The sequence below is a fragment of the Clostridia bacterium genome (assembly GCA_036654455.1).
Lineage (GTDB): Bacteria > Bacillota > Clostridia > Christensenellales > CAG-314 > JAVVRZ01.
Genome location: JAVVRZ010000001.1, coordinates 423,708 through 450,277, shown reverse-complemented (window position 1 = coordinate 450,277; position 26,570 = coordinate 423,708). Strand labels below are relative to the sequence as shown.

Sequence of the window (26,570 nt, the reverse complement as noted above, 5' to 3'; positions counted from 1 at the left end):
GTTTGGCGGAATAATAGAGCGAGCTAGGGTTAGCAACGACACAACCAACGTTACAAATATGAACGATCAATTAGGTATTTATAAATTAGAGACAGGCTTAAAGTCAATAGATTATCACACTGCGTACAACGTTATTGTTGCAAGCGGTTTAACCCCAACAGCTAGTTCGTCGGGTAACTCTATTTGGTATGATACCGTTCGTAGCGAAGTTAAGCTAGCTAACACTAAGACCGCAATAGAGGGTAGCGTTAAATTAGCCTATGATTACACGCCTAATCAAGCTTATGCGGAGACAACGTCGATTTACGCTAACGATGTTTCGGCTTTGTCTACTGACAAAAACTACTTATATTTTGACTTTGGCGACAACGTCATTTCTAATGCAATTAAGCAAATAAGAAGTTATGCAGACCATATAAGTACGTCTTTTGCTACTATTATAGCAGGCGTTGCAGAGCAAACTACGGCAAACAAACTTAATCAAAGCGTAAAAGCTCACTTAGATAAGTTTGACCCTACTACAAACCCAATCATATATATTTCGCAATCTAACAATACAATTACCCAAAGAGGAAATGAATTGAGAATGGCGAGCAATATCGTATTTGACTTAGGCGTTACAATTATACCAAGCGCCAAATATGAAAGCGTAAGCTTGTATAGCACTGTTGGCAACTCGACTACTCTTTCAACCATAAAACTTCCCGATAGCGTAAAAATCGTTTGTGTTGGCGCTTTTTCAACCCTAATAGGCGCTAACGTATTTGTTAACAATAGCGATGTGTTGTATGAGCAGGGGGCAATCAATCAATCGGCAGAGAAGCTTAATAATATACAAGTCAACGTGGCAAAGTCTTATTCGTGGGGGACTACTGTAAAAGCGCCAACCGACGGGAAAAATTATGCCGAAATATTGCCTTGCTTAGAAACAGCGGGTATGCCAAGCATTGCAAGTTCGGTTACTTTTGACAGAACGTTTGTCACCGACTGCATAGTTTATGTTGGCAAAATTTACGACTCTCGTAATTTGTTAATAGGGCATTTAGATAAAATCGGCTATTTTACCGCAGTATCTATCTCAAAAGGCGCAAATATAGTTAAGATACGTTTGCCTTATTATACGCAATATCTAACCAATTTAAATGACCTTAGTAAATATGTCGTAACGTTAGAAAAAACAGGTTCTACCACGTTGACTTGTGTAAACCATACTACATATTTATTTACGAATACAGAGGTTGCTGACTACACGGGTTACACTATAAAAATTCGCTATAATGGCGACTTGATATATCAAAAAATAATATAAAAAAATAAGGAGAGTAAACATTATGAAACTAAAAAAATTACTGGCGATTACGCTTTGTTTAGTCATAGGGTGCGGACTATTTGCTTGCGCCACATTACAAGACATTAAAAAGATTGAATTTGTTAGCGCCCCAAGTATTAAATATCAAAAAAGCGCAAATGAAGCAGACAGAACAACCGCCCTTACAGCTATTGAATTGAAGATTACAACGGAAAATGGTACGGAACATCCCATTAAGTGCAACGACGCAAATATTGTCGTAGATAACTTCAATTTAACTACTGTTGGCAAAAGAATTGCAACTATCTATTACAAAACAGCCCCGCAATTTAAGTTAAATTACGAATATCTTGTAGTCGCTAGCTTAACCGCTGATTTTACCGATGGCGATGGTACGGAAAATAATCCTTACCTTATTTCTACTACCGAACAATGGCAAAAAATATCTAAAACAGAAGACGCAAAAGCAGACGGAGCTACAAAAACATATTATAAGCTTACAAATAATATCGATTTTAATGCCGATGGCGGTAACAAAAGCATTGGTTGGGTCAAGAATGCTGATATCGACTTAGGCGGATTTGCAATAAGCGGTATTAAGACATATTTGGTTAATTGCGCAGAAATAATCGCTATACGTAATGGTAGCGTATTTTTAGGCGGAAATGCTTCGCTTGTAAGAACTAACGGCGCTCTTTATCCTGTTGTGGCGAAAAAAGCAGAATCTAAGTTTATAGACCTTAACGTATACGGAGAAGTACTAACGCGTGACACATACTACGGCGTATTTATATGTTATACCGCTCGTCCACAAGGACAGGCGATAGCGACAAATTGTACTTTTACAAATGTAAATTCCTACGTTACTGTCCATTCTATTGGGCAGTATGCAAGCAATCTAATTGGGTATGCAAGTGAGTGTAAAATAACTCTAACAACTACTAATGGTCAGCCAACGGTAAGATTATGGAATAATATACAAGCAATCAAAACTAACATGATTGCGATAAATGGTATTTGGGCGATCGCACATAGAGTACAATTTTCCGGAGACGGAGTTAACTTTGGAAAAACTCCAACATCTAGCGACGGCAATATTGAGCCTACTATTAAGCAAGCAAATCTTGACGCAGTAGGCGCAAAAGTTGATTTTACAGGCAATAAACTTACAGATGTAGCAAGCTTATTAGACGCAGACGCCCAAACGGCTTATAACAACACTCTATCAAACTTACCATTTAATAGTGAGATTAAGTTTATGCACACAAACAAAGATATCGTAAGTTATAGCGTTAGTTTGTCAGTCACTACTCATAGCTTTAATTCTAAGGATAATGAGTATAAGGGAGCTTATCCGGTAATGATTTTCAATGAGAATATTAACGCTTCTCTATTTGCGTTAAATTATGAATTTAATACCGGCTTTAAGAAATTAAAGATGTATGAAAAATTAGACGCTAGCCTTGGCAATCAATATTTAACTACCGACACATTAAAGGAAGGTTTACCGCTTGGTTCAACATTCGGTCTTGTTACGTTAAATAACGCCGATAATGCAAAAGCGTATTATTTCGATGGCTGTGGCGAATATAGATTAATCCAGGGCGCAAAAGTCACAACAACCTTTAATCTAGAAGTTTGGATTACGGTTTACGGATATAATGTATTAGGAGACCTTATCTCTTACGCTAGCGGTTTCTATACATTGCCATATTCAGTATAGCAAGATAACTTAATCGCTAGAAGTTAACGCTATAATACGATTTAGGCGATACAATTAATATTTGCCTATTAGCCCGCAAGCTAAGACCAATAGCGTTGAGATAATTGTTTAACAAGAGAAAAAGAACACACGAATAAATTATTCGTGTGTTCTTTGTTGGTACCCCCAAGGGGACTCGAACCCCTGATTCTGCCGTGAGAGGGCAACGTCTTAGCCACTTGACCATGGAGGCGTAAAGCATTTACGCTTTTGTACTATATCATAAGTTGAGTTTTTGCGCAAGTCTTTGACAATATCTTGAAATATTTTTTTTAGATAGATTAATAAGATAATAGGCTATTTTTCTTATAAGAAACTAATAATGAAAAATTAAGCGAAAAGTTTTCTATATTTTTTTTATTATTGATTTTTTTTATTTGATTACTGCATAATTTGCATATTTAGGTCAATTATGGTATTATATTTCTCATTAATAGAGGTTTTAAATATGATAATACTTGATTATTGGTGGCAACTAGCGTTAATTGGCATAGCCATATACTTGCTATCTAATATTAATTACGCAATTATTTTTACAAAGCGATTTGCTAGGCAAGACATTCGGGCGTGCGGTAGCGGTAACCCCGGCACGACTAACGTTGTGCGTTCTTTTGGCTACAAACTAGGCGCCCTTACTTTTATTTGCGATATGACTAAGGGCATAGTCGCCGCCGTTGTGGGCAAATACTTAATAGAGGCTTTGTTTGGCAGTTTTGAACTTGCTGTATTTGCAAGTTACTTTATGTTATTTTGCGCAGTTTGCGGACATATTTTTCCGGTTTTTCTTAAATTTAAGGGTGGCAAAGGCGTAGCTACAAGCTTAGGGTTCTTTTTGATAATTCACTTTTGGTTTACGATTTGCGCACTTGTCGTAGGGGTAATAATTATCTTAATTTGTGACAAAATAAGCGTATTTTCGCTATTGCATTTGACCGGGCAACTAATTTACACCATTTGTATTGTAATTTCCAACGAATTAATTACTTCTAGCGTAGCAATCGCTAGCATAACAGCGGTTGCGTTAGTGTGGATAATAATAGTTATTAAGCACAGACAGAATATAATGAGATTGATTGAGGGCAAAGAGAACAATTCTAATTTGCGTTGTTTAATAATTAAGCCCAAAGAGAATGCCAAAGAGGAATAGTATATACTATATTGTTAATTTTTGGTGAAATACTATGTTAATATCTTGCAAAAATTTGATAATACAGCTATAATGTACAAATGGACGAAGATCAACAGAAAAAACAGCCCTATAAGGGCGTGCTTATAATTGTAGCCGTTGCCTGTGGCATACCAATCGTATTATTTTTTATACTATACGGCCTATTTCTCGCTTGTCAACCACAAGTTAGCGTAGAGCTTAATTTCTACCAAGCGATGTGTTTTGCCGGCGCAGTAGGTACGCTGTTTGTACTGGCATTTATGTTTAGCGGTGGTTTCAACGAGGCGTTTAAAGTCGTTGTTTATCGTGTTAAGGAATTTTTTAGCGATATATTTATTTCGCCCTCAATGGCTTTTAAATGGTACGGATACAATATCAAGCGAGATGGCGTTGTGTTTTGGATATATATAGCGTGCGTTGGTCTTAATTTGTTTTACGGTATTTATGGTCTTGTAAATTTTCTTAAACTTTATAATGTCGTTGTCGCTTTGGCTTAACCGTTTGGTTAAGCTTTTTTTATTAAAATATTGTAAAATTAAAAATTTTGTGCTATAATAATTGTAGACCCGCTTGAACTGTTGGCTAAGCTTTTTGCGTCAACCACAAAGTAAATAAGGGAAATTGAGTTCTTAACATTATGTCACGCCTCGACGGCTCATATTTGAGTTAGCGTGGTCAAACGACCCAGTGGAAGACAGAAATCTAAGACAGATTACCCACCTGATTATGTCAGGTTGATTTAATGCGTAGTGACAGGTAAGGCGGGTTGTTTTTTTGTCCAAATATTGGTTAATTGTATTGTTTCAATTTTGTTTTGCATTAAAATTTATAATAATTGTTATATTTATCAGTCTTTAATAATCACTTGCCATATTTCTTTACTATATTGTCAATATTTGTTATAATGACTTCGAAAAATAATTTAAAGGTGTGTAATTTATGTATGATTGCATTGTAATCGGCGGAGGAATTGTTGGTTCTGCCGTATTAAGAGAATTATCTAAGTTTAATCTTAGATTGCTTATGCTCGAAAAGGAAGAAGACGTTGCGTGCGGTTGCTCTAAGGCAAATAGCGGTATAGTTCACGCCGGCTACGACGCCGTTTGCAACTCATTAAAGGCGAAGTTTAACGTTTTGGGCAATAAGATGTACAAGGCGCTTGCAGAAGAACTTGGCGTGCCTCTAATTAATAATGGTTCGCTTGTGCTTGCAAAAGAAGACGGGCTGTCGGGGCTACAAACTCTACTTGCAAGGGGACTGCTTAACGGAGTAGAGGGGCTACAAATTCTTGATAGACAGCAGTTGCTTTTAAAAGAGCCAAACATAGCCGATTGCATTTGCTACGGACTTTATGCCCCTAGCGCTTGTATAGTTTCGCCCTACGAAATGACGATTGCGCTTGCCGAACAAGCTGTAATAAATGGCGCTGAGGTAATGTTCGAAAGCGAGGTTACTGCCGTTACACGCACAAACAACGGCTTTAAAGTGACAACAAATAAGGGCGTCTACGATTGCAAGGTTTTAATCAACTGCGCAGGCTACGGCGCAGACAAGATTAACGCTCTTGCCGGCGGTAGCAAAATTGACTATTTATATACTCGTGGCGACTACTTTATATTAGATAGCGTGGAGCGTAAGAACTACACGCATACTTGTTTTCCATTGCCCGACCAACGTGGCAAAGGCGTGCTTGTGTCGCCTACGGCAGACGGAAACGTTATACTTGGACCTACTTCTATTGCCGTTAGCGACGGCGATGATACCGCAGTTTCAGCTAGCGGACTTGATTATATTAAAGCAAGCGTTAGCGAAATGTTAAAGAATGTTAACTTTCGCAAGAGCATACGTGTGTTTGCGGGAGTAAGGGCATCGTTTGGCGGTGACTTTGTAATTGAACAAAAGGATAATTTAATTACGCTTGCAGGCATTTGTTCGCCCGGGCTATCTTCTGCCCCTGCGATTGCGCTACACGTTGCAGAAGTGATGTTGCCTAAGACAAATATTGTTATGACAAAAAAGCCGACCTTTTTGCCTCGTTTGCATAGGCCGTTGACAAGAGATATGACCAAAGAAGAATTTTCTAAATTAATTGAAAGCAATCCGCTTTATGCAAAGATGGTATGCAGATGCGAACGCATAACCGAAGGCGAGATTGTCGACGCATTAAATTCGCCCTTAAAGCCGAGTTCACTTGACGCCCTTAAACGCCGAGTGCGTGTTGGTATGGGGCGTTGTCAAGGCGGTTTTTGTACTCAACGTGTTATGGAAATTATCGCCCGAGAGAGAAAAATTCCATTACGGCAAGTCACCAAACTTGGCAAGGGTAGCGAAATTATCCTAGCAAACATCAAGGAGGAATTATGATACATTATGATGTCGTAGTCGTTGGCGGTGGTCCGGCGGGGCTAGCTAGCGCTTTATCCGCCAAAGAACAAAATGCAAAAGTATTAATTATCGAACGTGACGCAAGACTTGGCGGTATTCTTAATCAATGTATTCATAATGGCTTTGGCCTACATTATTTTAAGCAAGAGCTTACCGGTCCAGAATATGCGCAAAGATTTGTAAATTTGGTCAACGACGCTAATATTGACACAATGTTGTCAACTTTTGTAATTGATATGCGTCTTGACGGACAGCAAAAGAGCCTTACGGTAGTTTCTGCAAGTAAAGGCATACTTGAAATCACTTGTAACGCCGTTGTTTTAGCTATGGGTTGTAGAGAGCGTTCGGCAGGCGCTATTAATATAGCAGGCGACCGTCCTAGCGGAGTTTTTACCGCAGGGCTTGCGCAACGACTATGTAATATCGAAGGCTATCTTGTCGGCAAAAAAATTGTCATATTAGGCTCGGGCGATATTGGTTTAATTATGGCTCGTCGTATGACTTTTGAAGGCGCAAAAGTATTGATGGTTTGCGAAGTTATGCCATATTCTAGCGGATTAAAGCGTAATATTGTACAATGTCTTAATGACTTTGATATTCCGCTATATTTTTCTACTACGGTTACAAGAATAATTGGCAAATCTCGTGTCGAGGCAGTTGAAATTGCCGAGGTTGACGACAAAATGCGTGTGATAGAATCTACTAAACGCATAGTCGAATGTGATACTTTGTTACTTTCAGTTGGACTTATTCCCGAAAATGACCTTGTAGCCTCCTCTAATATGCAATTTGACCGCATAACTAGCGGGGCGATTGTAGACGACAATCGTCAAACTTCAATCAGCGGAGTTTTTGCTTGTGGCAATACTCTACACGTTCACGACCTTGTCGATAACGTTTCCGCAGAAGGACTTTTAGCAGGCAAATCCGCTGGGCTATATGCCTTAAATAAATTACCTATTACTCAAAAATTTGCCGTTTCGGTCGCAAATGGCGTAAGATATGCCCTTCCTCAACAAATTTGTCAAGGCGAAGGCAAAGTTAAACTGTTTTTAAGGGTAGATAAGACTTATAAATCAACAAAACTTGTAATTTATTGTGGCGAGCAAAAGATATTAAGTAGAGCTTACTTAGTAATGTCGCCCGGCGAAATGGTCAGCGTAGAACTAGACAAGTCGGCAATTACCAACGACCTAATAGTTAAATTGGAGGTTTAATTTATGCAACTTACTTGTATTAATTGTCCTTTGGGCTGTCAAATAACGGTTGAAAAAGTAGGTCAGGAACTTATTGTGTCGGGAAATACTTGTAAGCGTGGTGAAATTTACGCAAAACAAGAGTTTTCATTGCCCAAAAGAATGTTGACAAGCCTTGTTAAAACAAATACTAATCAAGTTGTGCCTGTAAAGAGTAGCGCCGAAGTGCCTAAAAATAAACTATTTGACATTTTAGCTTTGCTTAAAGATGTTGTTTTAACCCACCCCGTAAGCATTGGCGACGTTGTTTTGAGCAACTGTTTAGGATTAGGTATTGACATTGTAGTAACAAAAAATATATAATTTATTTTCACTTAACCTAAATATAGGCGACTTTACTTATGAAAAAAACGTCCATAATTATTTATGCTAGCGTATTTTTGGCTATTCTTGTTGTAAATATTATTGTTGTCTTTTTTACTTATGATAACTTTACATACAAACAATTTGAATATACTTTTGGATACGATTCGGGCGAAGTTTACACTATTTATATTGGCGGAGCTGTCGAACATGAGGGTTACTACGAATTTACGGCAGGGACGACTTATCAAGAGCTTCTTTTAAAGGCGCAACCTCTTAAAGACGCTATTACTAACTATGACTATTTTGAAGAAATAGATACTTCAAAGCGTAATTTATACCTTAACAATCTTTATTATGGAAAAATTGTATTCGTAATCAACGTCAATAGTCGTTCTTTTGAAAAAGTCGCAGTTGAACAAAAAATTGATAGGCAAATTATCGACCTAATACTTGACTATTTGGCTAGATACAATAAATTTGATAATAAACAGCAATTAATTGAGTTGCTAGGCGAATTTTCTTATCTTAAAGGTAGATTTTACATAGGCGACGCTTTATGAAAGCTAGATTTATAAATTTTCGCCCGACGGTAATTCTTGCTATAATATTTACATTAGGCGTCTACTGCGGTTATTTATTTACAAATGGTAGAGTTTATGCCATAATTCCTGCAATTTTACTTCTAATTTTTCTTGTTGTCTTTGCTATATTAAAGAAAAAGAACGCTATAATTTTTGTAAGCTTGTGCGTTCTTGCCATTTCTTGCGGTTTTGCTAACTATTTTGCTAGATATCTTGTCGTCGCTCCTAAAAAAGAGAATTTTGATAGAGTATTAATCAGCGGTTATATTACAAAAGACAGCAATCAAGAGTATAATTATTTAGTTTTGCAAGATGTTGAAATTGATAACGGAGGAGACAAATTTAAACTTGACGGAAATCTTAGTTTGTATGTTTATCCTTTTTGCCACGCTTATGCAAATTCGGTTGAATTTGAAATTGGATATAAATTTGAGTGCGTAGGCGACGTTTCTTCAATCAATATATTTAAAGATGGCATTGACGTCTATCATTATAAGCAAGGCGTAAAATATACGGCAAATAAAATATACGTAGCTAAGACAATGCCTGCAAATAAAGGCGTAATTGATAGTATTAGAGGATATATTAAAGATTCTTTATACAAATATATGGACAAGGAAGAAGCCTCGATTGCTTTACCGCTTGTGCTTAGCGATACTTCGCAAATGGAGCAAGCTGATAAAGATGCGTTTCGACAAGGTGGCATATCTCATATTCTAGCTGTTTCGGGACTTCATATAGGGTTTTTGGTGGCTATTATTAGTTTTATTTTACAAAAAGCAAATGTTCGTAAAGTAAAACGCTTCTTTTTAACGATAATTCCGCTGTTGCTCTATTGCTGTCTAATTGGTTTTACCCCTTCGGTTACACGAGCTACCGTAATGTGCGTAGTTATGCTTGCCGTACAATTACTAGGCGGGCAAACCGATATGTTAACTTCGCTTGCAATAGCTAGCTTTGTCGTATTGTTAATAGAGCCATTTTATATTTTTGACTGCGGATTTTTATTGTCGGTAGGGGCGGTGTTTGGTATTGCGACTTTTTCAAATTGTACGAGAAGAATACTTAAAAAGTATAATGTAAATAAAATATTAAATTTTGTTTTAACTACGATTATAATCAGCGTAGGCGCAACGCTAGGAACATTTTTTATTTTAACTTGGTTTTATGGTACGGTTTCTTTTATAGGAGTGTTGCTTAATATTTTAATTATTCCTATACTGTCGTTTGGCTATTGGACAATAATTGTTGGGCTATTGCCCTTGCCGTTTATAGGGTACATCTTATTTATTCCGCAGACTTTTATAAGACTAATTAGGCTTTTAGCTTTGTGGGCTACAAAATTGCCCTTTTCTTACGCTATTTTACCGCCTTTGACTTCGGGCGTTATTTGTTTTGTGTTAATTCTTTTGATATATAGAGGATATTTCAATTTTACCTTACGACAAAAGTCCATAATTTTAAGCGTTTTAAGTATAGTTACAATAGGTCTATCGGTGTTTGACGCTTTGCCTAAACAAAATGTCGACGCAGTTTATTTTTATGGCGAACAAGCAAATTGCGTGGTGGCAACTACAAAAGAAAATAACATTTATGTTTTAAGCGATTTTATTTCTACTAAGGATATTGATATACTCGAAAAACATTGTAATAGGTACAAGTGTAACAATCTTAATCTCTATATTAAAAATTACTCGGTTGCTTCTAGCCGTACTATTCACGCTATTTTATCACAATTTAAAGTTACAAATATCTATAAAATTTCGGGTAACCTAAATTATGAAGTAGACCAAACTCTAAAAGAATTCAATCAAGTAGCCTGTTTACAAACAAATTCAAACGATGTAATTAGAGCGATATATTATGGCGACGCTCGACAAATAATGATTACCGTTTGTAAGGCCCGAATTTTGCTCGCCGACACTTATGACTTTTATCCCGAGCGTCTTGCTAGCGTCGACGCAGTATTTGCTTCAAATGATGCTAACACAATAGCTAAATATTATCAAAATATACCAATTTTTAATCCTTTTGATAGCGGAGAATATATTTTCGATACTTTTCAGTTTGGTAACTTTACAATTTTCATAAATAATGGTAAACTAAAAATAAGATTGTAGCGTTAAAAACAAGGAGGGATAATTTTGAAATTTGCCGACTTAAAGAATTCATTAAAAAGCAACTTTTATCCCGTCCTATTAGTCGAAGGTAAGGACGCATACTTACGTGAAACAGCAGTGACTTACATTCAACAGGCGTTAGAAATTAATTTGCCCGAAATGAACGTTCAAACTTTTTGTGGTGACGACATCAACATAGACGAAGTAGTCTTAGCTTGTATGACTTTTCCCTTCGCTTCTGCTAAAAAAGTCGTAATTGTTAAAGACTTTAACCCAACTATTAAGACTGCCGAGCAAGCTAAGGGCAAATCGGTTAGTCTAACTAAATTTAAACGCCTAGATAACTATATTTCTCAGCCCAACAACGATTGCTGTCTTATATTTGTTGTCGAAGATGCGCAAGACTTTTACAAATCTTACAATTTTCCTTGCGTAGATTGTAGTAGGCTTAGCGTCGAAGAAGTTGTAAAGTGGTTAGAAGCTAAGTTTAAATTAGCCGATATTTCTTTTGACCGTAACGCCTTACAACAAATGGCAAACTATTGCCTTTGCGATATGTCAAGAATATCTAACGAAGCAAACAAATTGATTGCCTTCAACAAACATATTAGCATTGATGTTGTCGACGCTTTTGTGCATAAAGAGATAGAATTTCAAATTTACGACCTATCAAATAGCTTATGCGAAAGAAATGTTTCTCGAACGTTACAGTTACTTGAAGTTATGTTGCCAACGCAAAAGCCTCGTGACTTGTATAGAATGTTGTATAACGCCTATCGAAGAATGTTTTATGCCTCAATATCTCGCTTTGACGTAGTTGAAATTGCAAAAATGATGTCGGTAAATAAATTCGCCATTGAAATTGCTAAGCGTTCGGCAAAAAAATATACGGCAAAAGAACTTAAACATGCGTTAGATATATTCTACAAATTAGATTGTGAAGTCGGCGCAATGCGTTTAAACGAACAACACATTAAGATTTTGGTTTTACAGTTACTTAACTTATAAATAAGGAGCAAAAATGATTGAAAAATTAAGAGAAAAATATGCTCTCTCGGCGTGGCTTATTAGAATTGCATTCGTAGTAACCTATGTATTTGCTTTTTGGTATGACACTTGTGGCATTGTAGACTACATGAGTATGATTTTTGTAGATTTTACCGCCAGTTTATGGTATGTTCCATTAGTCGCAGTAGTTACCGGTATATGTATGCTAGGCATACTTATGATAATGGTAAGCGTTATAATCAACTTTTGTAGACTTTATTATCTACCAAAAGCAGAATTTACCTTAATTGTCACGGCATTTTTTGTCTTGCGACATTTAATTATGGGCGTTTTAAAATTATTATATTATATTACACCTATAATTCATATTTGGGGTCAACTGCTTATACCATTAATAGCTACGCTAATTTGCGCTATATTGTTCTACAAAACTGTTAAAAAATTGTATCTTAACAACTTAAACGAACCTCATTTCTTTAAGTGCGAGCTCATTTTATTTATTGTGTATTTTGGCGTGACAAGCGTTGCGACCTTGGTGGCGTAATATGAAAAAGATTATATTGATTATTTTAGCGATTACGCTTACTTTAAGTTTAGTTCCATTAGATGCGTTTTGCCTAGCTCAGCCGAATGAAATTCAACAAAATAAGGACTATACTAGTTTTCCAACTTTTGATATATTAAACGACTTTTTAGAGGCTTGTCCTTCAAGAGTAGCTGGTAGCGAAGGAGAAAAAAACGCTAGCATTTATCTAAGAGATAAATTTTTAAGCTATGGGCTAGAATGCAAAATAGAAGAATTTCAATTTCAAAAAGACGGTTTGATAGCTACGTCATATAATGTAGTAGCTTCAACAAAGATAACAAGCCCAAATTTAAAGCAAATTGTAATTGGCGCTCATTATGATAACGTAAACGTAGGCAACGGAGCTAGCGACAATGCAAGTGGAATTACTGCTTTGCTCTCTATTGCAAAGGCAATCGCAACTTCTACAACCAAATTTAACATAGTTTTTGTGGCGTTTGGAGCTGAGGAACTTGGTATGCTAGGTTCTTTAAGATATGTTGCTAATCTATCTACTACCCAACGAGATAATATTGCCTTAATGGTTAATATTGACTCAATTTCAATGGGCGATAACGTGTATTTTTATGCCGAAGACATCAATACCGATTACAATAATATGTTTGTCGACGTTGCAAACAACAACGCTTACGGTATAAAGACCTATGCAAAGCCTATCAGTAAAGGCATTATAACCGGTTTTAGCGGATTAGGAACTTATCCTTATTTCCAAATGGCGCAAAGCTCGGACAATTCTAGTTTTAGAAGCGTCAATATTCCAACAGTTTCGATTTTTTCGGGCAATTATAATACCGCAATAGGCTACAAAGAAAGTAGCGTAACTAGCAATAATGTTATGCACACGCCAAACGATACTCTCGAATTCGGGCTTAAAGCCTTAGGCGATGACTATCTCAAAAAAATAGAAATTGTGTCAAATTGTGTTGTTAATATCTTGACAAATATACAATTTGAGGCTAATATAATAACAGCTCGTGAGCAAATGGTAGCCAAATTTTGGCTTAGTCCTTGGTTTGCTAGCGCAATATGTTTTGTTGTTCTTATAGTGTGCGGTATTTTAGGTTACCTATATATTAACAAATTAAAGAAGAACGCAATTTTAGGCGATACCGAGATTAAGAATAATCGTATATTTAAGCCTGAGAGTAGCGACGATATTTACAAATTATAATTTTACAAACTGCCAACAAGGCAGTTTAACAGGGTGTAGCGCAGTTTGGTAGCGCGCTTGAATGGGGTTCAAGAGGTCGCAAGTTCAATTCTTGTCACCCTGACCAGAAATATGTTCGAGTTACGATAAAGTAACTCGAACATATTTTGTTAAGTATATCTTTTTTTAAATTGTAATTTATTTTTATTTTTTAACTTCTACTTAAAAGCGTTTTTGGTTACAAGGGGGTTATTTTTTGCTTGCCAGTCAAATTTTTTTATGTTAAAATACAAATATATTAAGTAAATATGAGCGTTTTTATGTATTAGTAAGGCAAAAACGCAATGCTTAGTAGAAAATATATGTATATCGGGTTCAAATAACCCAAGAGAGAAAAAACTAAAATGCTAGACAAATTCAACGAAAAGGACATTAACCAATCACAACCAAACAAAATAATTTTAAGTCAAAACGCAAAACAAGACGAAAACGCTAAAATTATAATGCCACAAAATGCTAATCAAGAAAAGGAAATTGAAATTAATCAATCCAAAGTAAACAGAATAGACCAAATTCAAATTGAAAGACCTCGCATTTTGCAAAAAATTCAAGAAAAAGATTTTAAAAAATGCGCATATATTTTAGCTGAAAATTTCAAAGATTATCCGCTATATTCGCTTTTATTTAAGCGTGACAAGAATTTTGTCAAAAAAATATATTACACCTTTTGCTGTGAAGTCTACGATGGCTTAGATTATACTTATGCAAATGCTGATTTTTCCTTAGTAACGACAGTAAAACGCCCCGAAGACATTTCAAGAGGATACAAAAGTTTGCTAGCAAACCCCTTTTTCTCTATTCCGTTTTTCCTAACAGTAGGCAACAAGGCTTGCAAACTAGGCACAGAATATTCGCAATTTTGTCAAGAGGCGATTGAAAAGTATATTAAACCGCAAGATATTTATTTAAAAAATATATGTATCGACCCTAAGGCTCGTGGTAAAAAATTGTTACAAAAAACGCTTTACGAACTTGTAGGCGACCGCTCGTCAATACTTGAAACGCATACTAAGGTAAATATGTCTATTTATGAACATCTAGGTTTTACTTTAATGTGCGAGAGAAATTTTCACGGCGTTGACCACTTTGTAATGCGTCGGTAATCAATTAAAATATATTAAATTAATTAAAGGGCGTCTTAAATTTAAGACGCCCTTTGTTTTATTTAGAAGTTTTTACATTGTTAGAAACACAAACTTGTTTAGTTAGTTATTGTTAAAAATATTATTTAAAATATAATATCTTGTTTTTTAACCAAAACATATTTATTTTTGGTTCATATAGGGGTAAGTTATGTCGTTACTAGGCAAAAATGTTTCTTTAATCGTGCGGGGGCTTGTCCAACGATAGAGGTTTAGAATACTGCCTGCTTTGTCGTTTGTACCGCTACCCCTTGCTCCGCCAAAGGGCTGTTGACCAACTACTGCGCCGGTAGGTTTGTCGTTTATATAGAAGTTGCCGGCAGAATTGCTTAGCGCTTGCTCCATTTGTATTAACGCTAGTCTGTCTTGCGCAAATATTGAACCTGTTAAAGCGTACATTGAAGAAGTATCACAAAGTTTTAATGTTTGGTTAAGTTCCTCGTCGGGATATATATAAACCGTAAGCACCGGTCCAAATATTTCTTCAACCATAGTTTTAAAGTCCGGGCGGTGGGCTTGAATTAGCGTAGGGGACACAAACCAACCAATTTTGTCGTCATAACCGCCACAAAGAACGGTTGCGTCTTTGCTTTGTTTAGCGTAGTCGATGTAACCTTTAATGGTATCAAAAGAAGGTTTGTCGATTACTGCGGCTAAAAACGTGTCGAAGTCGGTAACGTCGCCCATTTTTAGTTTTGCAATCTCGCCAAGTAGTTTCTCTTTTATTTCTTGCCACAAACTTTGAGGTATGTAGGCTCTGCTAGCTGCCGAACACTTTTGCCCTTGATATTCGTAAGAACCTCTAACTAAGGCGGCTACAACATTATCAACATTTGCCGTAGGGTGTACAAATACAAAGTCTTTACCGCCTGTTTCTCCAACAAGACGAGGATACGAGCGATAATTTGCTATATTATTGCCTACTAATTTCCATATATTTTGGAAAGTCGAGGTAGAGCCTGTAAAGTGGAAGCCTGCCATATCTGGGTTAGACAGAATAAATTCGCTTGCGTCTTTGCCTACGCAAGGACAAAAGTTTATTACGCCTGCTGGCATTCCGGCTTCTTCTAAAATTTTCATTACATAATAGTTAGATAACGCCGAAGTCGTAGCGGGTTTCCAAACCACAGTATTTCCCATAATTGCCGGGCTACACGGTAAATTTCCACCTATTGCGGTAAAGTTAAATGGACTAATTGCGCATACAAAACCGTCAAGAGGGCGGTATTCCATACGGTTCCAAACATTATTGTTATTGTTGGGTTGATTTTTATATATTTGGTCGGCAAAATAAGTGTCAAATCTTAAAAAGTCGGTTAGCTCGCAAGCACTGTCAATCTCGGCTTGATAAGCTGTTTTTCCTTGTCCTAGCATAGTTGCAACGTTGAGTAAATTTCTATATTTGTGAGAAATAAGCTCGGCAGCCTTTAAAAAGATACTCGCTCTATGTTCCCACGCCATATTTGCCCAGTCCTTTTTTGCTTCCATTGAAGTTTTGCAAGCTAGTTTAAGTAGTTCGGGCGTAGCGATATTCAAATTTGCAAGAATATGACTATGTCGAGTGGGCATTCTAACCGTTTTAACATTTTCTGTTGTATATTCTTTGCCATTGATTATTATAGGAATATCAATTACGGTAGCAAGTTGCCTAGCAATTTCGGCCTTTAAAGATGCCCTTTCGGGGGAATTGACTAGGTAAGAATAGGTTGGTTCGTTACTTGGCATAGGTACTGAAAAATGTCCGTTCATTATTATCTCCTTTAAAAATAAAAATATTTATTATAATTATGGTAAAACTATAACTAGGTCTATATAGTTATAACACATAAGCGTAGCTATTTAAACAGTTTAACTATAAGAATTTATTTATACTACGCTTGGTTCGACAAATAAATCTCCCGTAGTAAATCTATCGTAAGGCATAGCCGAAATATCTACTTCGGGCGGTAGTTGCAGTATCATATCCGCCATAACTACGCCGGTTACAGGTCCAAACATAAAGCCGTGTCCGGAAAAACCCGCAGCGACAAAGAAACCTTCTACTTCGGGCGCTTTGCCATATATCGGTTGTTTGTCGGGCGACATATTATATAGCCCCGACCATTGACGAATTACTGTAAGTTCTTTAAGCAAAGGCAATAATTTAATGCAATTTTTAGCCATTTCTTCAAGAAATTGCCAACTACTTGTTATACGTAGGTCAGTAGGCTCGTTGTCGTCGCCTCGTCCCATTATAAAACTGCCATTTGGGGTTTGTTGTATGTATATGTTGTGAACAAAGCCCATAAACATAGGCCCTTGCAGTTCTTCTACGGGTTCGGTGACAAGTATTTGATGTCGTTGAGTATAAAGAGGAAGTTTAATGCCTACAAGGCTTGCGATATTTTGCGAATAGCCACCGCAACAATCTACGACAGTATCTGTTGAGATATAGCCTTTTGTGGTATTTACGCCACAAACTTTGCCGTTTTTGACCTCAATACCCATAACTTCGGTAAACTTCTCAATGGTAACGCCTAACCTTGTAGCGGCATTTGCATAAGCCTGCGTGGTGTGGAAAGGGTTTAAGTGTCCGTCCTCTTGGCAAAATGTTCCGCCTATCATATAATCGGTGTTAATGTAGGGGATAATTTCTTTTGCCTCTTGTGGCGTAATCATTCTACTATTAATGCCTAGACTATTTTGAAGCTCGACGTTTTTTCTAAATTGCGACATTTCTTTTTCGGTCGCAGCCGATAACAAATAACCGCCTTGTTTAAATTCGATATCATACTCATAGTCAAGTTCTTGATTTGCGGTTTTATATTTTTCTACTGCAAATTTACTGAGCAAACAATTAGTTTTTGTACCCCATTGCATACGAATACCTGCTCCGCACCTGCCCGTCGAACCGCTGGCTAAAAAATTTTTTTCAAGTAGAACTATGTTTTTTTGTCCTCGTTTGGCTAGTTCGTAAGCGATTGATACGCCTGAGATACCTCCGCCTATAATTACTACGCTTGCGCTTTTATTCATTGTCGTCGTCCTCCGTTGCAAGTAGTCCTAATTTAATTGGTTTTACCGGCGGTCTATAAGTCGACATAAGTTGGTCTGCCGGTTTGACATTGGTAATTTTTGCAATTTCATTCATAATAAGTTGCCTGCACGTTCTACCTTGACAAGCTCCCATACCCGCCCTAGAAATACGCTTTATCTCGTCAAGAGTAGTGTACCCCTTGCGAATAAGCTCTCTTAATTCGCCTAAGGTAAGCCCTTCGCATCTACAAATGATTGTGTTATTGGAATAAATATCTTCGATTTTAAAACATCTTATTACGTTAGCAAATTCTTTCGGCGCAACTAAACTAATTATAGCGGTTCGGTCTTGTCTAGCCGAAAGTGTAACTTTTACAACTTTGGCTCGACAAACGGGTTTACCGCTACGGTCGGTTGCGGTTACAAAACTGTTTTCTTTTGGTAGGGGAAGGAACTCGTAAGGAAGTTTAATCAAGCACTCTTTGTCGCTATAAGAGCAGTCAACTATAAATATCGCAAGACCCGGACAACTTGTAAGGCACATTCCACAGCCGTTACAAATGTCGGTATTGACTTGGGGTCTATCGTTTATATCGGTCAATTTCTTCATCGCTCCACGTACGCAGGCAGTGTAACAAGGGTTGCAGGGAATACATTGAAAACATTCAACGACCGCCACAGCGCCTTTTGAGAGCCTTATTTGACTAGGAATAACTTGGTCAATTAAATTTTGTTCGGCGATACCAGTTTTTTCTAACATTATTCGTTACCTCCTAATTTAACTTGTTCAAGCGCTTGGGTAATTTTTTTACCTATTGGACCGTTTCTAAGCGTAGCTATTTGACTTAAATAATCTTGCAAAGTCATTTCGTAGTCGGGCATATTAAAGCCTAAATATTTGCTTGCCGTAAGCCCTGCGATTGAACCTTCAACCATTGCCGAACTAGCTTCTTCTACGCCTGCAACGTCGCCGGCTATAAATATATTAGGTATTGAAGTTTGCATTAATTCGTTGCGCATAGGCACAAATCCGCCTAAGGTAGAAACATAGCTCATTTTACAATTTGCTTGATAGAGTAACTCGCATAGCGGACTTAAACCTACCGAAATACATAAATTATCGCAAGAAAGATAGAATTCGCTAGAAGGAATTTCTTGCCAATTAGCGTCAAGTTTGACTAGGGTAACTCCTTCAACACAGTCAACGCCGTGCGCCATTTTAATGGTCGTACTAGTCATAATAGGCACGCCTAGTCTTGCAAGCTTGCTAGCGTGAACAAGGTAACCGCCTATGTTTGGGGCAGCGTCAATGACCGCTACTACCGAAACGCCTGCTTGAAGTAGTTGGTAGCTTACAATTAAGCCTATATTGCCTGCGCCTACCATCACAACTTTGTTTCCGGGAGCAACCCCATAAACATTCATAAGCGTTTGCACTGCGCCTGCGCCATAAATACCGGGCAAATCATTATTTGCAAATGGTAAAAATTTCTCGCTTGCGCCGGTAGCCACTATAATAGCCTTTGGAAAGACTTTTTTATATTTGTTGTTTTGTTCGATAGTTATTACGCCGTCTTCATATACGCCAAGTACGGTTGCATTTGTCATAATGGTGATGTTTGGATTATCTAAAACTTCTTGAAGTAGAATTTTACAAATATCAATGCCTCTTTTTGAGGCGTATTGTTTTTCTGAACCGAAAAATTTGTGCGTTTGTTTGATAAGTTGTCCGCCTAAGTTAGCGTTACGGTCAATTAAAATGACTTTTGCGCCCATCTTTGCCGCTTGAACGCTCGCTCGCATACCAGCAGGGCCTCCGCCAATTATGGCTAAATCTGTGTTAATCATTTTATCACTCCTTTGCCGTGTTGTATCTCAACTTGCATATTCTCTTGTAGCGGAGTTACGCAGGTGCGAACATTAGGTTCTCCGTTTACAGTCGCAAGGCAAGACGAGCAATTACCTATTGCGCAGTACAGTCCACGAGGGCGTGATTTGTTGGAATAGCCTAACACCTTGATATTATTGTCGTGTAAAGCCGCAACTATGGGCTCGCCCTCTTTGCCGTAAAGTTCTTTGCCACAAAAATAAAACTTGACCATTTTCCCCTTTGGAAAAGTCAATATAGGATGTTCTTCAATACGCATAATACACCGCCAATTATTATAGATTTAGACATAATATTGTCTACGTTTTAAGTATAGCAAAATGTCACATAAAATCAAGATGTTTTGGAAAAATACTTAGCTTTTTTTCATTTATTTAAGTTTTTACTATTTAGTTAATATAAAATATCATTTGAAAAGATATTAATTTTATGGTACAATATACTTATTAAAATAAACAAAATAAACGATAAACGGGAGCAAAAATGTTTATTGATAAACTTGTCAACAACAATTTAACTAAAACGGACTATCCTTTTATTCCGCTTGTCAACAACTGTAAAAGCATAAGTTTTACTAGCCCAGTTACCATTTTTTGCGGAGATAACGGCGCAGGGAAGTCTACTTTAATTAAAATACTCGCTCAAAGAAGCAGTTGCTTTTCTTTGTCGGCTTATAGCATAAACGAAGATATAGCAAAAGTAACGTCTTGTTTTGTAATCGAACGGAGAGCGACTCCAAAGACAAAATTCTTTTTTTCAGCCGAAGACTTTATTGATTATATCAAACAAGTTTGTCAAATGAAAAAGGAAGCCAAAGAACAAATTAATGAAATAGAAAGTAGCTCTTTAAGCGACACCGCCAAAAGTTATGCCGTCCAACCGCACGCTTCGACTTTATTTCAGCTAAATAATATGTATAAAAGAGAATTGTCCACTTCTTCTCACGGCGAAGGGTTTTTAACTTTCTTTAATTCTCGCTTGCGTGACAACGGACTATATCTAATTGACGAACCCGAAAGCGCATTATCTTACCAAAATCAATATAATCTTGCCTATATTATACAAGAATACGCTACGCATCACAACTGTCAATTTATTATTTCTACTCATTCGCCAATAATTACGGCTATTCCTCTTGCCGATATTAAACAAATAGAGGGCAATCAGCTTAAAACAATTAAATTTGAAGAAATAGAGAACATTAATTTTTTAAAAATGTTTTTATCTAGATATCAAAAAATGTTTGAGTAGTTGTTGCCTTAGGCAAATTATTGTGCTATATTACTGCTAGAAAGAGGTACTAATTTGAAGATAGAATACGCAAATATTTCTCAACTTGACGATATTATGTCAATTTATTCTACTGCGCAAGACTTTATGGCCAAAGTAGGCAACCCTAATCAATGGAAAAAAGTATATCCCAGTAGGCAAATAATCAAGCAAGATATTTTAAACGCTAACTTATATGTTTGTCTTGAAAATAATACAATTTGCGGAGTCTTTTGCTTTACAATCGCAAATGATTCTACTTACTCTTATATCATAGGCAAATGGCTCAATGAGGATAAATACGGCGTCATACATAGACTTGCAAGCAGTCAAACCAGTAAAGGCGTAGCAAAAGCCTGCTTAGAGTTTTGTTTTGACAAAATTAAAAATATTAGAGTAGACACTCACAAAGACAACATGGTGATGCAGAACTTATTTGCTAAGTTTGGTTTTACTTACTGCGGAATAATTTTTCTTGCCGACGGACAAGAACGATTAGCCTATCAAAAACAACAATAAAGGTTAAAATGACAAATAAAAATTTGCATAACGAACAAGAAATAGACCAAGATTTAGGCAATAATATTCCAAAAGGTTGTCAAAATCAAGTAGATTTAAACCCAGAACAAGAAGTTTTTGACAAGCAAAATGTAAATAAAGTTTTGCAAGCAAAAAGCGCTAAAAAATTTGTTCTTAGGGTAATTATCTACGTTGTCGGGCTAATTTTTATAGGTTTGGGCGTAGCGTTTGCAATCAATAGCAATTTAGGTATTTCTGCGGCGAGTAGCTTGCCCTATATAATTTATCTAGCAACCAATATACCTTTAAGCGTTACAATAACGCTTACTTATGCCGTTTGGGTGATTTTGCAGTGGTGCATTCTAGGCAAAAAATTTGCGTGGTATAATGTTTTTCAATTAATATTTTCAACAATTTTTGGATATTCTTGCGACTTGTGGAAATTAGTTCTAGGCGGTTTTTGCTTTCCAACATATTTTGGACAATTAGGTATGTTAGCAATAGCCGTAATACTAATCGCTTTTGGCGTATTTTTATATGTCGAGGTCGATTTATTGCCTCTACCTGTCGAAGGGCTTGCGCTTGCGATTACCAAAAAGCAAAAGAAGTTTAGTTTTTCCACTTTTAAAATATTAGTTGATGTCTTTATGGTAATTAGCTCGATTATCTTATCGCTAATTGTATTTGGAAAAGTCGTAGGCATTAGAGAAGGCACGGTAATATTAGCTTTGACGGTTGGCTTAGTAATTAAACTACTTCAACGACCGCTTAGACCGCTACTGCGAAAAATTTGTTTTTAATTGCTTAGTTTAGATAAAAACTATTTAGCTATAATGTCAAACAGCTAAACTAAGCAAATTAAAATAAACAAAACCAAACAAAAAAATAGAATTGATAAAAATTAGTAAAAAGTAGATTATATAAATAAAGAATATAAAAGGAAGTAGAAAAATGAGCGAATGTAATCACGATTGTTCTAGTTGCAAAGAAGATTGTCAAGAACGTAGCCTAGAAGAAAAACTTCACCCACAGTCTAGCGTTAAACACGTAATAGGCATAGTTAGCGGTAAAGGCGGGGTGGGCAAATCTCTTGTTACAGCCTTACTTGCAGTAGGTATGCTTGACAAAGGCAAGAGGGTAGCTATACTTGACGCAGATATCACAGGTCCGTCTATTCCTAAGATGTTTAGCGTTTCGGGCAGTTTGTCCGGCGACGACAACGGAGCGTATCCTAAATTAAGTCGCAAGGGCATACAAATTGTATCGTCTAACTTGCTTTTGCCCGACGAAACGCAACCAATTATTTGGAGAGGTCCAATTATAGCTAATCTCGTTAAACAGTTTTGGGGTGAAATAATTTGGAAAGACGTAGACTATATGTTTATCGATATGCCACCGGGCACAGGCGACGTTCCGCTTACGGTATTTCAATCAATTAAAGTCGATGGTATTATAGTAGTTACTTCTCCGCAAGAATTAGTTTCCTTAATTGTGCAAAAAGCTGTTAAAATGGCTGAAATGATGAAGATACCCGTAATCGGCATTGTTGAAAATATGAGTTATGTGTTATGTCCCGATTGTAACAAAAAATTATATGTCTTTGGGCAAAATAAAACTAACAAAGTAGCCGAGCAAAATAATATACCCTTGCTAGCTAGTATTCCAATAGACCAAAATCTTGCTACTTTTTGCGATAAAGGCGATATAGAAGCTTGCAAATTAGATTACTTAACAAATGCGGTTGAAAAGATTATCAAACAATTTAAAGACTAAAATATTTTGATAAATATTAAAGCTAAAATGCTTAGGTAAATTTATATAAATTTCTTTGTTAAAAAAATACCACCCCAAAAAGGGTGGTATTTTTAGCGTTAAAAATAAACTATATTTGCGAAACTTGAAACTAAGACTTTGCTTTAAATTTAAATAGTCTAAGTCTAGAAGTTAACACAAGAATTAAATTTAGATTAATTTTTTAAATAAATCTTTATTTTCTTGTATTTTTTGAGCGTTACCAAGAGTTGCAACTGCGTGTTTGCTCAGTACTGCCTTAACTAAGTCGGCTACTGCTACTAAATCTTTGTTAGTGCAAGCGAATATCTCGTTGCGAGTTTGTTGTATATCGTCTGCGGTAAGTTTATTGATGTAATATGTTATTGCAGTTTGTCCTGCTTGTTGAGGCGTTAGAGGGGCGTCAATTCTTTGGAAAGTGCCGATAATATACTTCAATATTTCTTTGTCGGTAAGGTTAATTTCTTGCAAATACTTAGGCATATTCTCATAGACTTGATATGTTTCTGCAAGCTTAGGGTCACGATAAGAAACTAAGACAAAGTTGCCGTTTCTACCCATATTGAGCATTGCGCCATAAGCTCCGCCTAGTACTCTTACGTTATTCCATAAATAATCGCTTCTTAGTATTGTGCTAGCTACAAGAAGTTGACCGCTATACTTAAAGCCTAAGTCAATAAAGTTGTAACCTTGACCCACGTATTGCACGTTAGAAGGGGTTAAGAAAGCTTCGTTTGCGCAATCTACCGTAAATTGTTGAGGTTGCGCAGTAATTTGGCTAGCAGGCAAAGCTGTTGTTAATTGGTCAATAGCTTTGTTTAGAGCTTCAATTTGCTCTTTTGCTCCCGTTACGCCTACAAACAAGTTAGGTTTTGTAATAATTTGCTTTGCAAGAGAAATTAGTTTAGCGACTAGCTCGTCTGCCTTATTGTCGTAGTCGGCTACTATTGATTTGACTAGATCAAAGTAAGTGTACATTGTAGTCTTTTCAAAGTAATTCATAATCGGGCTAAAATACGAGCCTACACGATAGCTTACTACCGAGTGTCCTGCTTGAAGCATAAACATTTGGCTATACGCTACTTCGCCGTTAAGAATTTGTAATAGTCTTGCCTTGTCGGTAAAGTCGGTATTTAATAATATATCTTTAACAAGTTCGATAGTTTGTTGTATTTTTGCGTCAACAGCCTTAAATTCGGCTATTAAATAGGGGTGGAAGGTCTTAGTGTTAGCATTATTTGAATATGCGTTTGTGCTAAACTCTATGCCTCCGCTATGAATTAAACTCTGCTTAGATATTTGTTCGTAAGTATGGTTAGCGGTGTTTAATTTACTTAAAACTTTACTTAGTATACCTAGATATGCAAGGTCTTGCTGAGCGACGCTAGAAGTATCAAACATTAAGTTGACATAAGCTATGCCATTAGTAAATGTTTGGTGAGAAACTATTGTTACGTTATTTTGGCAATTTGTTTCAACGGGTAGGAATTTTGATTTTTTGTCTAGGTCGCTAAGACTTAACACCGGTATAGTATTTGTAGCTTCCTTGGTGTCGGGGGCTTGTTGATACGCTTGTAAAGCCTGAGTTTTTGCTACGATTTGGTCAATCTCTTGACTAGAAAGCGACGCCTTGTATTCGGCTAATTTTTTTGCGTCGTCAATAGCTTTTTGTTCGCCAATGCCTTTTTGAGGCGTAAGCACAACCATAGCGCCAAAAACGTTATTGAGAAGTTTTTCTTCTAGTAAATTTTCGAAGTAGTTGTTGGAAATTTCAGCTCTTAGTTTAGCGATAACGTCTTCGTAATAAAGGGGAGCGAATGCGTCTAAGCCGTAAAGGTTGCTAAATAAGCAAGCAATGCTATAAATTACGCCTTTTGGCAAACCGCCGTGATTAGCTTCTCTTAAATCGAATTCGGCTTTGTTTAAACAAGCTTCGACTAATTCTTTATCAATGCCGTTTTTGTATAAATTGTAAAGAGTATCGAATATAGTTTGCTTAATTTGCTCAACTTTATCGGGGTTTGTGTTAGAAACCTGTATGGTAAACACAGGTTGAAGTAGCGAATCTACAAAGTCTGCGCTAACGTCTCCGCATAAATTGTTGTTAAGAAGGGCAAGCTTAACGGGAGAAGCCTCCGTGCCAAACAATATTTGAGCAAGAACGCTCATAGCAAAATTTATTTCGGGGTTTTGCTCTACGACATAGCTAATATTTACAAAAGTTTTGTCTTCTAGCGTATCTTGTTCGCCAATCGGGTAGGCGATATTTACCGTCTTAAATTTGTTGGGAACAGGGGTGGGGATAATCTTAGAATCAACGTCTAGTCTATCAAATTTACTTAGATATTCTTTATCGATAAAGGCTAAAACTTTATTTATATCGCAGTCGCCATATAAAAAGATAGAAGCGTTGCTGGGGTGGTAATATTTTTGGTGAAATTCTACAAATTCCTTATAAGATAATTCGGGGATAAAGTCGGGGTTGCCACCCGAACAATTTGCGTAAGCGTTGTTAAACAAAGCTTTTTGAACTTCTTCAAATATTAATGTTTCGGGCGAAGAGAACGAACCTTTCATTTCGTTATAGACTACTCCGTTAATTGTTAGGTCGTCTTGTTTGTTCTCTAAGTGATAGTGCCAGCCTTCTTGCAAGAATATTTCTTCTCTTTTGACAGAATTAGGGCAAAATACAGCGTCAAGATAAATGCCCATTATGTTCATAAAGTCTTGCTCGTTTTGACTTGCAAAAGGGTAATACGTGCTGTCGGGATAGGTCATAGCGTTTAAGAATGTGTTGAGAGAACCTTTAATAAGGTCTACGAATGGCTCTTTTACGGGGTATTTTGTCGAACCGCATAGCACGCTGTGTTCAGTTATGTGGGCAACGCCCGTGCTATTTGCAGGTGGCGTAGCAAAACTGATGTTAAATGACTTATTTGTGTCGTCATTTTGCAAATAAAATAGTTTTAAGCCTGTCTTTTGGTGAGTATAACAATAGCCATAAGAATTTACTTCTTTAATGTATTGCTTTTTGTCTAGATTAAAACCGTAAAGTTGTGTCATAAAATATCTCCTTTAAAATATGTTCATACTTTTGTATTATGTCATAGTTTAAGCTAGAATGCAATACCTAAGCAAAATAAAATTAGTTTTTTTAAAATATTTAACAAATAAAATATTATATATGTAACAGAATGTTACAGAACTTTTAACAATAATGGAAAAAACAGACGGCTTTTTGCTTGATTTTTGTCG

General features: G+C 36.6%; 23 protein-coding genes and 2 tRNA genes. 18 read left to right on the top strand and 7 right to left on the bottom strand.

Annotation, left to right across the window (positions count from 1 at the left end; all coding sequences use genetic code 11):
- Nucleotides 1-1,309, top strand: a 1,309-nt coding sequence (locus RR062_02160) for a hypothetical protein (protein MEG2026516.1), incomplete at its 5' end; no start/stop codon positions are given.
- Nucleotides 1,310-1,331: 22 nt separating this feature from the next.
- Nucleotides 1,332-3,032 (top strand): hypothetical protein, encoded by a 1,701-nt coding sequence (locus RR062_02155; protein MEG2026515.1) that lies wholly within the window; start codon nucleotides 1,332-1,334, stop codon nucleotides 3,030-3,032.
- Between the two features lie 157 nt (nucleotides 3,033-3,189).
- Here the strand turns inward: RR062_02155 and RR062_02150 are convergent.
- A tRNA-Glu gene (locus RR062_02150) sits at nucleotides 3,190-3,264 on the bottom strand.
- Between the two features lie 255 nt (nucleotides 3,265-3,519).
- Between RR062_02150 and plsY the strand changes: the two genes are divergently transcribed.
- From plsY to RR062_02090, 12 genes are all read left to right on the top strand, one after another.
- Complete coding sequence (gene plsY, locus RR062_02145) at nucleotides 3,520-4,218, top strand: glycerol-3-phosphate 1-O-acyltransferase PlsY (GenBank protein MEG2026514.1); 699 nt, start codon at nucleotides 3,520-3,522, stop codon at nucleotides 4,216-4,218.
- A gap of 80 nt (nucleotides 4,219-4,298) precedes the next feature.
- A complete protein-coding gene (locus RR062_02140) occupies nucleotides 4,299-4,736 on the top strand; it encodes a hypothetical protein (GenBank protein ID MEG2026513.1) in 438 nt (145 codons plus the stop codon).
- A gap of 442 nt (nucleotides 4,737-5,178) precedes the next feature.
- Nucleotides 5,179-6,603 carry an NAD(P)/FAD-dependent oxidoreductase gene (locus RR062_02135; protein ID MEG2026512.1) on the top strand — a complete coding sequence of 475 codons (1,425 nt, stop codon included), beginning with the start codon at nucleotides 5,179-5,181 and terminating at the stop codon, nucleotides 6,601-6,603.
- The gene (locus RR062_02130) at nucleotides 6,600-7,841 is read left to right on the top strand and encodes an FAD-dependent oxidoreductase (protein ID MEG2026511.1); all 1,242 of its coding nucleotides are present in this window, start codon (nucleotides 6,600-6,602) and stop codon (nucleotides 7,839-7,841) included. The genes RR062_02135 and RR062_02130 overlap by 4 nt, the downstream gene beginning before the upstream one ends.
- Nucleotides 7,842-7,844: 3 nt before the next feature.
- Entirely contained in the window at nucleotides 7,845-8,183 is a 339-nt protein-coding gene (locus RR062_02125) for a DUF1667 domain-containing protein (protein MEG2026510.1), read from the top strand.
- Nucleotides 8,184-8,221: 38 nt separating this feature from the next.
- Complete coding sequence (locus RR062_02120) at nucleotides 8,222-8,746, top strand: hypothetical protein (protein ID MEG2026509.1); 525 nt, start codon at nucleotides 8,222-8,224, stop codon at nucleotides 8,744-8,746.
- Nucleotides 8,743-10,887, top strand: coding sequence for a ComEC/Rec2 family competence protein (locus RR062_02115; protein MEG2026508.1), 2,145 nt, complete (start codon nucleotides 8,743-8,745; stop codon nucleotides 10,885-10,887). Before RR062_02120 ends, RR062_02115 begins: the two co-directional genes overlap by 4 nt.
- Before the next feature lie 24 nt (nucleotides 10,888-10,911).
- Nucleotides 10,912-11,895 (top strand): DNA polymerase III subunit delta, encoded by a 984-nt coding sequence (gene holA / locus RR062_02110; GenBank protein MEG2026507.1) that lies wholly within the window; start codon nucleotides 10,912-10,914, stop codon nucleotides 11,893-11,895.
- Between the two features lie 13 nt (nucleotides 11,896-11,908).
- The gene (locus RR062_02105) at nucleotides 11,909-12,439 is read left to right on the top strand and encodes a hypothetical protein (protein MEG2026506.1); all 531 of its coding nucleotides are present in this window, start codon (nucleotides 11,909-11,911) and stop codon (nucleotides 12,437-12,439) included.
- A gap of 1 nt (nucleotide 12,440) precedes the next feature.
- A complete protein-coding gene (locus tag RR062_02100) occupies nucleotides 12,441-13,652 on the top strand; it encodes a M20/M25/M40 family metallo-hydrolase (GenBank protein ID MEG2026505.1) in 1,212 nt (403 codons plus the stop codon).
- A 29-nt stretch (nucleotides 13,653-13,681) separates the two neighbouring features.
- Nucleotides 13,682-13,758: transfer RNA gene (locus RR062_02095), tRNA-Pro, on the top strand.
- A gap of 277 nt (nucleotides 13,759-14,035) precedes the next feature.
- On the top strand, nucleotides 14,036-14,794 hold the full coding sequence (locus tag RR062_02090) for a hypothetical protein (GenBank protein MEG2026504.1): 759 nt from the start codon (nucleotides 14,036-14,038) through the stop codon (nucleotides 14,792-14,794).
- Between the two features lie 162 nt (nucleotides 14,795-14,956).
- Here the strand turns inward: RR062_02090 and pruA are convergent, their stop codons facing one another.
- From pruA to RR062_02065, 5 genes are all read right to left on the bottom strand, one after another.
- Nucleotides 14,957-16,585, bottom strand: a complete 1,629-nt coding sequence (pruA, locus tag RR062_02085) for an L-glutamate gamma-semialdehyde dehydrogenase (protein ID MEG2026503.1) — start codon at nucleotides 16,583-16,585, stop codon at nucleotides 14,957-14,959.
- Between the two features lie 114 nt (nucleotides 16,586-16,699).
- On the bottom strand, nucleotides 16,700-17,848 hold the full coding sequence (locus tag RR062_02080; GenBank protein ID MEG2026502.1) for an FAD-binding oxidoreductase: 1,149 nt from the start codon (nucleotides 17,846-17,848) through the stop codon (nucleotides 16,700-16,702).
- On the bottom strand, nucleotides 17,841-18,608 hold the full coding sequence (locus RR062_02075) for a (2Fe-2S)-binding protein (GenBank protein ID MEG2026501.1): 768 nt from the start codon (nucleotides 18,606-18,608) through the stop codon (nucleotides 17,841-17,843). Before RR062_02075 ends, RR062_02080 begins: the two co-directional genes overlap by 8 nt.
- On the bottom strand, nucleotides 18,608-19,696 hold the full coding sequence (locus RR062_02070) for an NAD(P)/FAD-dependent oxidoreductase (GenBank protein MEG2026500.1): 1,089 nt from the start codon (nucleotides 19,694-19,696) through the stop codon (nucleotides 18,608-18,610). Before RR062_02070 ends, RR062_02075 begins: the two co-directional genes overlap by 1 nt.
- A complete protein-coding gene (locus RR062_02065; protein ID MEG2026499.1) occupies nucleotides 19,693-19,995 on the bottom strand; it encodes a (2Fe-2S)-binding protein in 303 nt (100 codons plus the stop codon). The genes RR062_02070 and RR062_02065 overlap by 4 nt, the downstream gene beginning before the upstream one ends.
- 224 nt (nucleotides 19,996-20,219) lie before the next feature.
- On the opposite strand from RR062_02065, the gene RR062_02060 reads away from it, so the two are divergent.
- The 4 genes from RR062_02060 (at nucleotide 20,220) to RR062_02045 (ending at nucleotide 23,297) form a co-directional block, all read left to right on the top strand.
- A complete protein-coding gene (locus RR062_02060; GenBank protein ID MEG2026498.1) occupies nucleotides 20,220-20,987 on the top strand; it encodes an AAA family ATPase in 768 nt (255 codons plus the stop codon).
- A gap of 54 nt (nucleotides 20,988-21,041) precedes the next feature.
- Nucleotides 21,042-21,524, top strand: a complete 483-nt coding sequence (locus RR062_02055; protein MEG2026497.1) for a GNAT family N-acetyltransferase — start codon at nucleotides 21,042-21,044, stop codon at nucleotides 21,522-21,524.
- 8 nt (nucleotides 21,525-21,532) lie between these two features.
- The gene (locus RR062_02050; protein MEG2026496.1) at nucleotides 21,533-22,324 is read left to right on the top strand and encodes a DUF6198 family protein; all 792 of its coding nucleotides are present in this window, start codon (nucleotides 21,533-21,535) and stop codon (nucleotides 22,322-22,324) included.
- Between the two features lie 151 nt (nucleotides 22,325-22,475).
- Complete coding sequence (locus tag RR062_02045; GenBank protein ID MEG2026495.1) at nucleotides 22,476-23,297, top strand: Mrp/NBP35 family ATP-binding protein; 822 nt, start codon at nucleotides 22,476-22,478, stop codon at nucleotides 23,295-23,297.
- Between the two features lie 189 nt (nucleotides 23,298-23,486).
- Here the strand turns inward: RR062_02045 and RR062_02040 are convergent, their stop codons facing one another.
- Entirely contained in the window at nucleotides 23,487-26,378 is a 2,892-nt protein-coding gene (locus RR062_02040) for an insulinase family protein (GenBank protein ID MEG2026494.1), read from the bottom strand.
- Between the last annotated feature and the right edge of the window lie 192 nt (nucleotides 26,379-26,570).

Coding starts and splice junctions, on each gene's coding strand:
- RR062_02045 (MEG2026495.1), top strand. CDS start 22,476: ATGAGCGAATGTAATCACGATTGTTCTAGTTGCAAAGAAGATTGTCAA.
- plsY (MEG2026514.1), top strand. CDS start 3,520: ATGATAATACTTGATTATTGGTGGCAACTAGCGTTAATTGGCATAGCC.
- RR062_02065 (MEG2026499.1), bottom strand. CDS start 19,995: ATGCGTATTGAAGAACATCCTATATTGACTTTTCCAAAGGGGAAAATG.
- RR062_02075 (MEG2026501.1), bottom strand. CDS start 18,608: ATGTTAGAAAAAACTGGTATCGCCGAACAAAATTTAATTGACCAAGTT.
- RR062_02105 (MEG2026506.1), top strand. CDS start 11,909: ATGATTGAAAAATTAAGAGAAAAATATGCTCTCTCGGCGTGGCTTATT.
- RR062_02070 (MEG2026500.1), bottom strand. CDS start 19,696: ATGATTAACACAGATTTAGCCATAATTGGCGGAGGCCCTGCTGGTATG.
- RR062_02115 (MEG2026508.1), top strand. CDS start 8,743: ATGAAAGCTAGATTTATAAATTTTCGCCCGACGGTAATTCTTGCTATA.
- RR062_02130 (MEG2026511.1), top strand. CDS start 6,600: ATGATACATTATGATGTCGTAGTCGTTGGCGGTGGTCCGGCGGGGCTA.
- RR062_02120 (MEG2026509.1), top strand. CDS start 8,222: ATGAAAAAAACGTCCATAATTATTTATGCTAGCGTATTTTTGGCTATT.
- RR062_02135 (MEG2026512.1), top strand. CDS start 5,179: ATGTATGATTGCATTGTAATCGGCGGAGGAATTGTTGGTTCTGCCGTA.
- RR062_02050 (MEG2026496.1), top strand. CDS start 21,533: ATGACAAATAAAAATTTGCATAACGAACAAGAAATAGACCAAGATTTA.
- RR062_02090 (MEG2026504.1), top strand. CDS start 14,036: ATGCTAGACAAATTCAACGAAAAGGACATTAACCAATCACAACCAAAC.
- RR062_02100 (MEG2026505.1), top strand. CDS start 12,441: ATGAAAAAGATTATATTGATTATTTTAGCGATTACGCTTACTTTAAGT.
- RR062_02125 (MEG2026510.1), top strand. CDS start 7,845: ATGCAACTTACTTGTATTAATTGTCCTTTGGGCTGTCAAATAACGGTT.
- RR062_02155 (MEG2026515.1), top strand. CDS start 1,332: ATGAAACTAAAAAAATTACTGGCGATTACGCTTTGTTTAGTCATAGGG.
- RR062_02140 (MEG2026513.1), top strand. CDS start 4,299: ATGGACGAAGATCAACAGAAAAAACAGCCCTATAAGGGCGTGCTTATA.
- RR062_02080 (MEG2026502.1), bottom strand. CDS start 17,848: ATGAATAAAAGCGCAAGCGTAGTAATTATAGGCGGAGGTATCTCAGGC.
- RR062_02060 (MEG2026498.1), top strand. CDS start 20,220: ATGTTTATTGATAAACTTGTCAACAACAATTTAACTAAAACGGACTAT.
- RR062_02040 (MEG2026494.1), bottom strand. CDS start 26,378: ATGACACAACTTTACGGTTTTAATCTAGACAAAAAGCAATACATTAAA.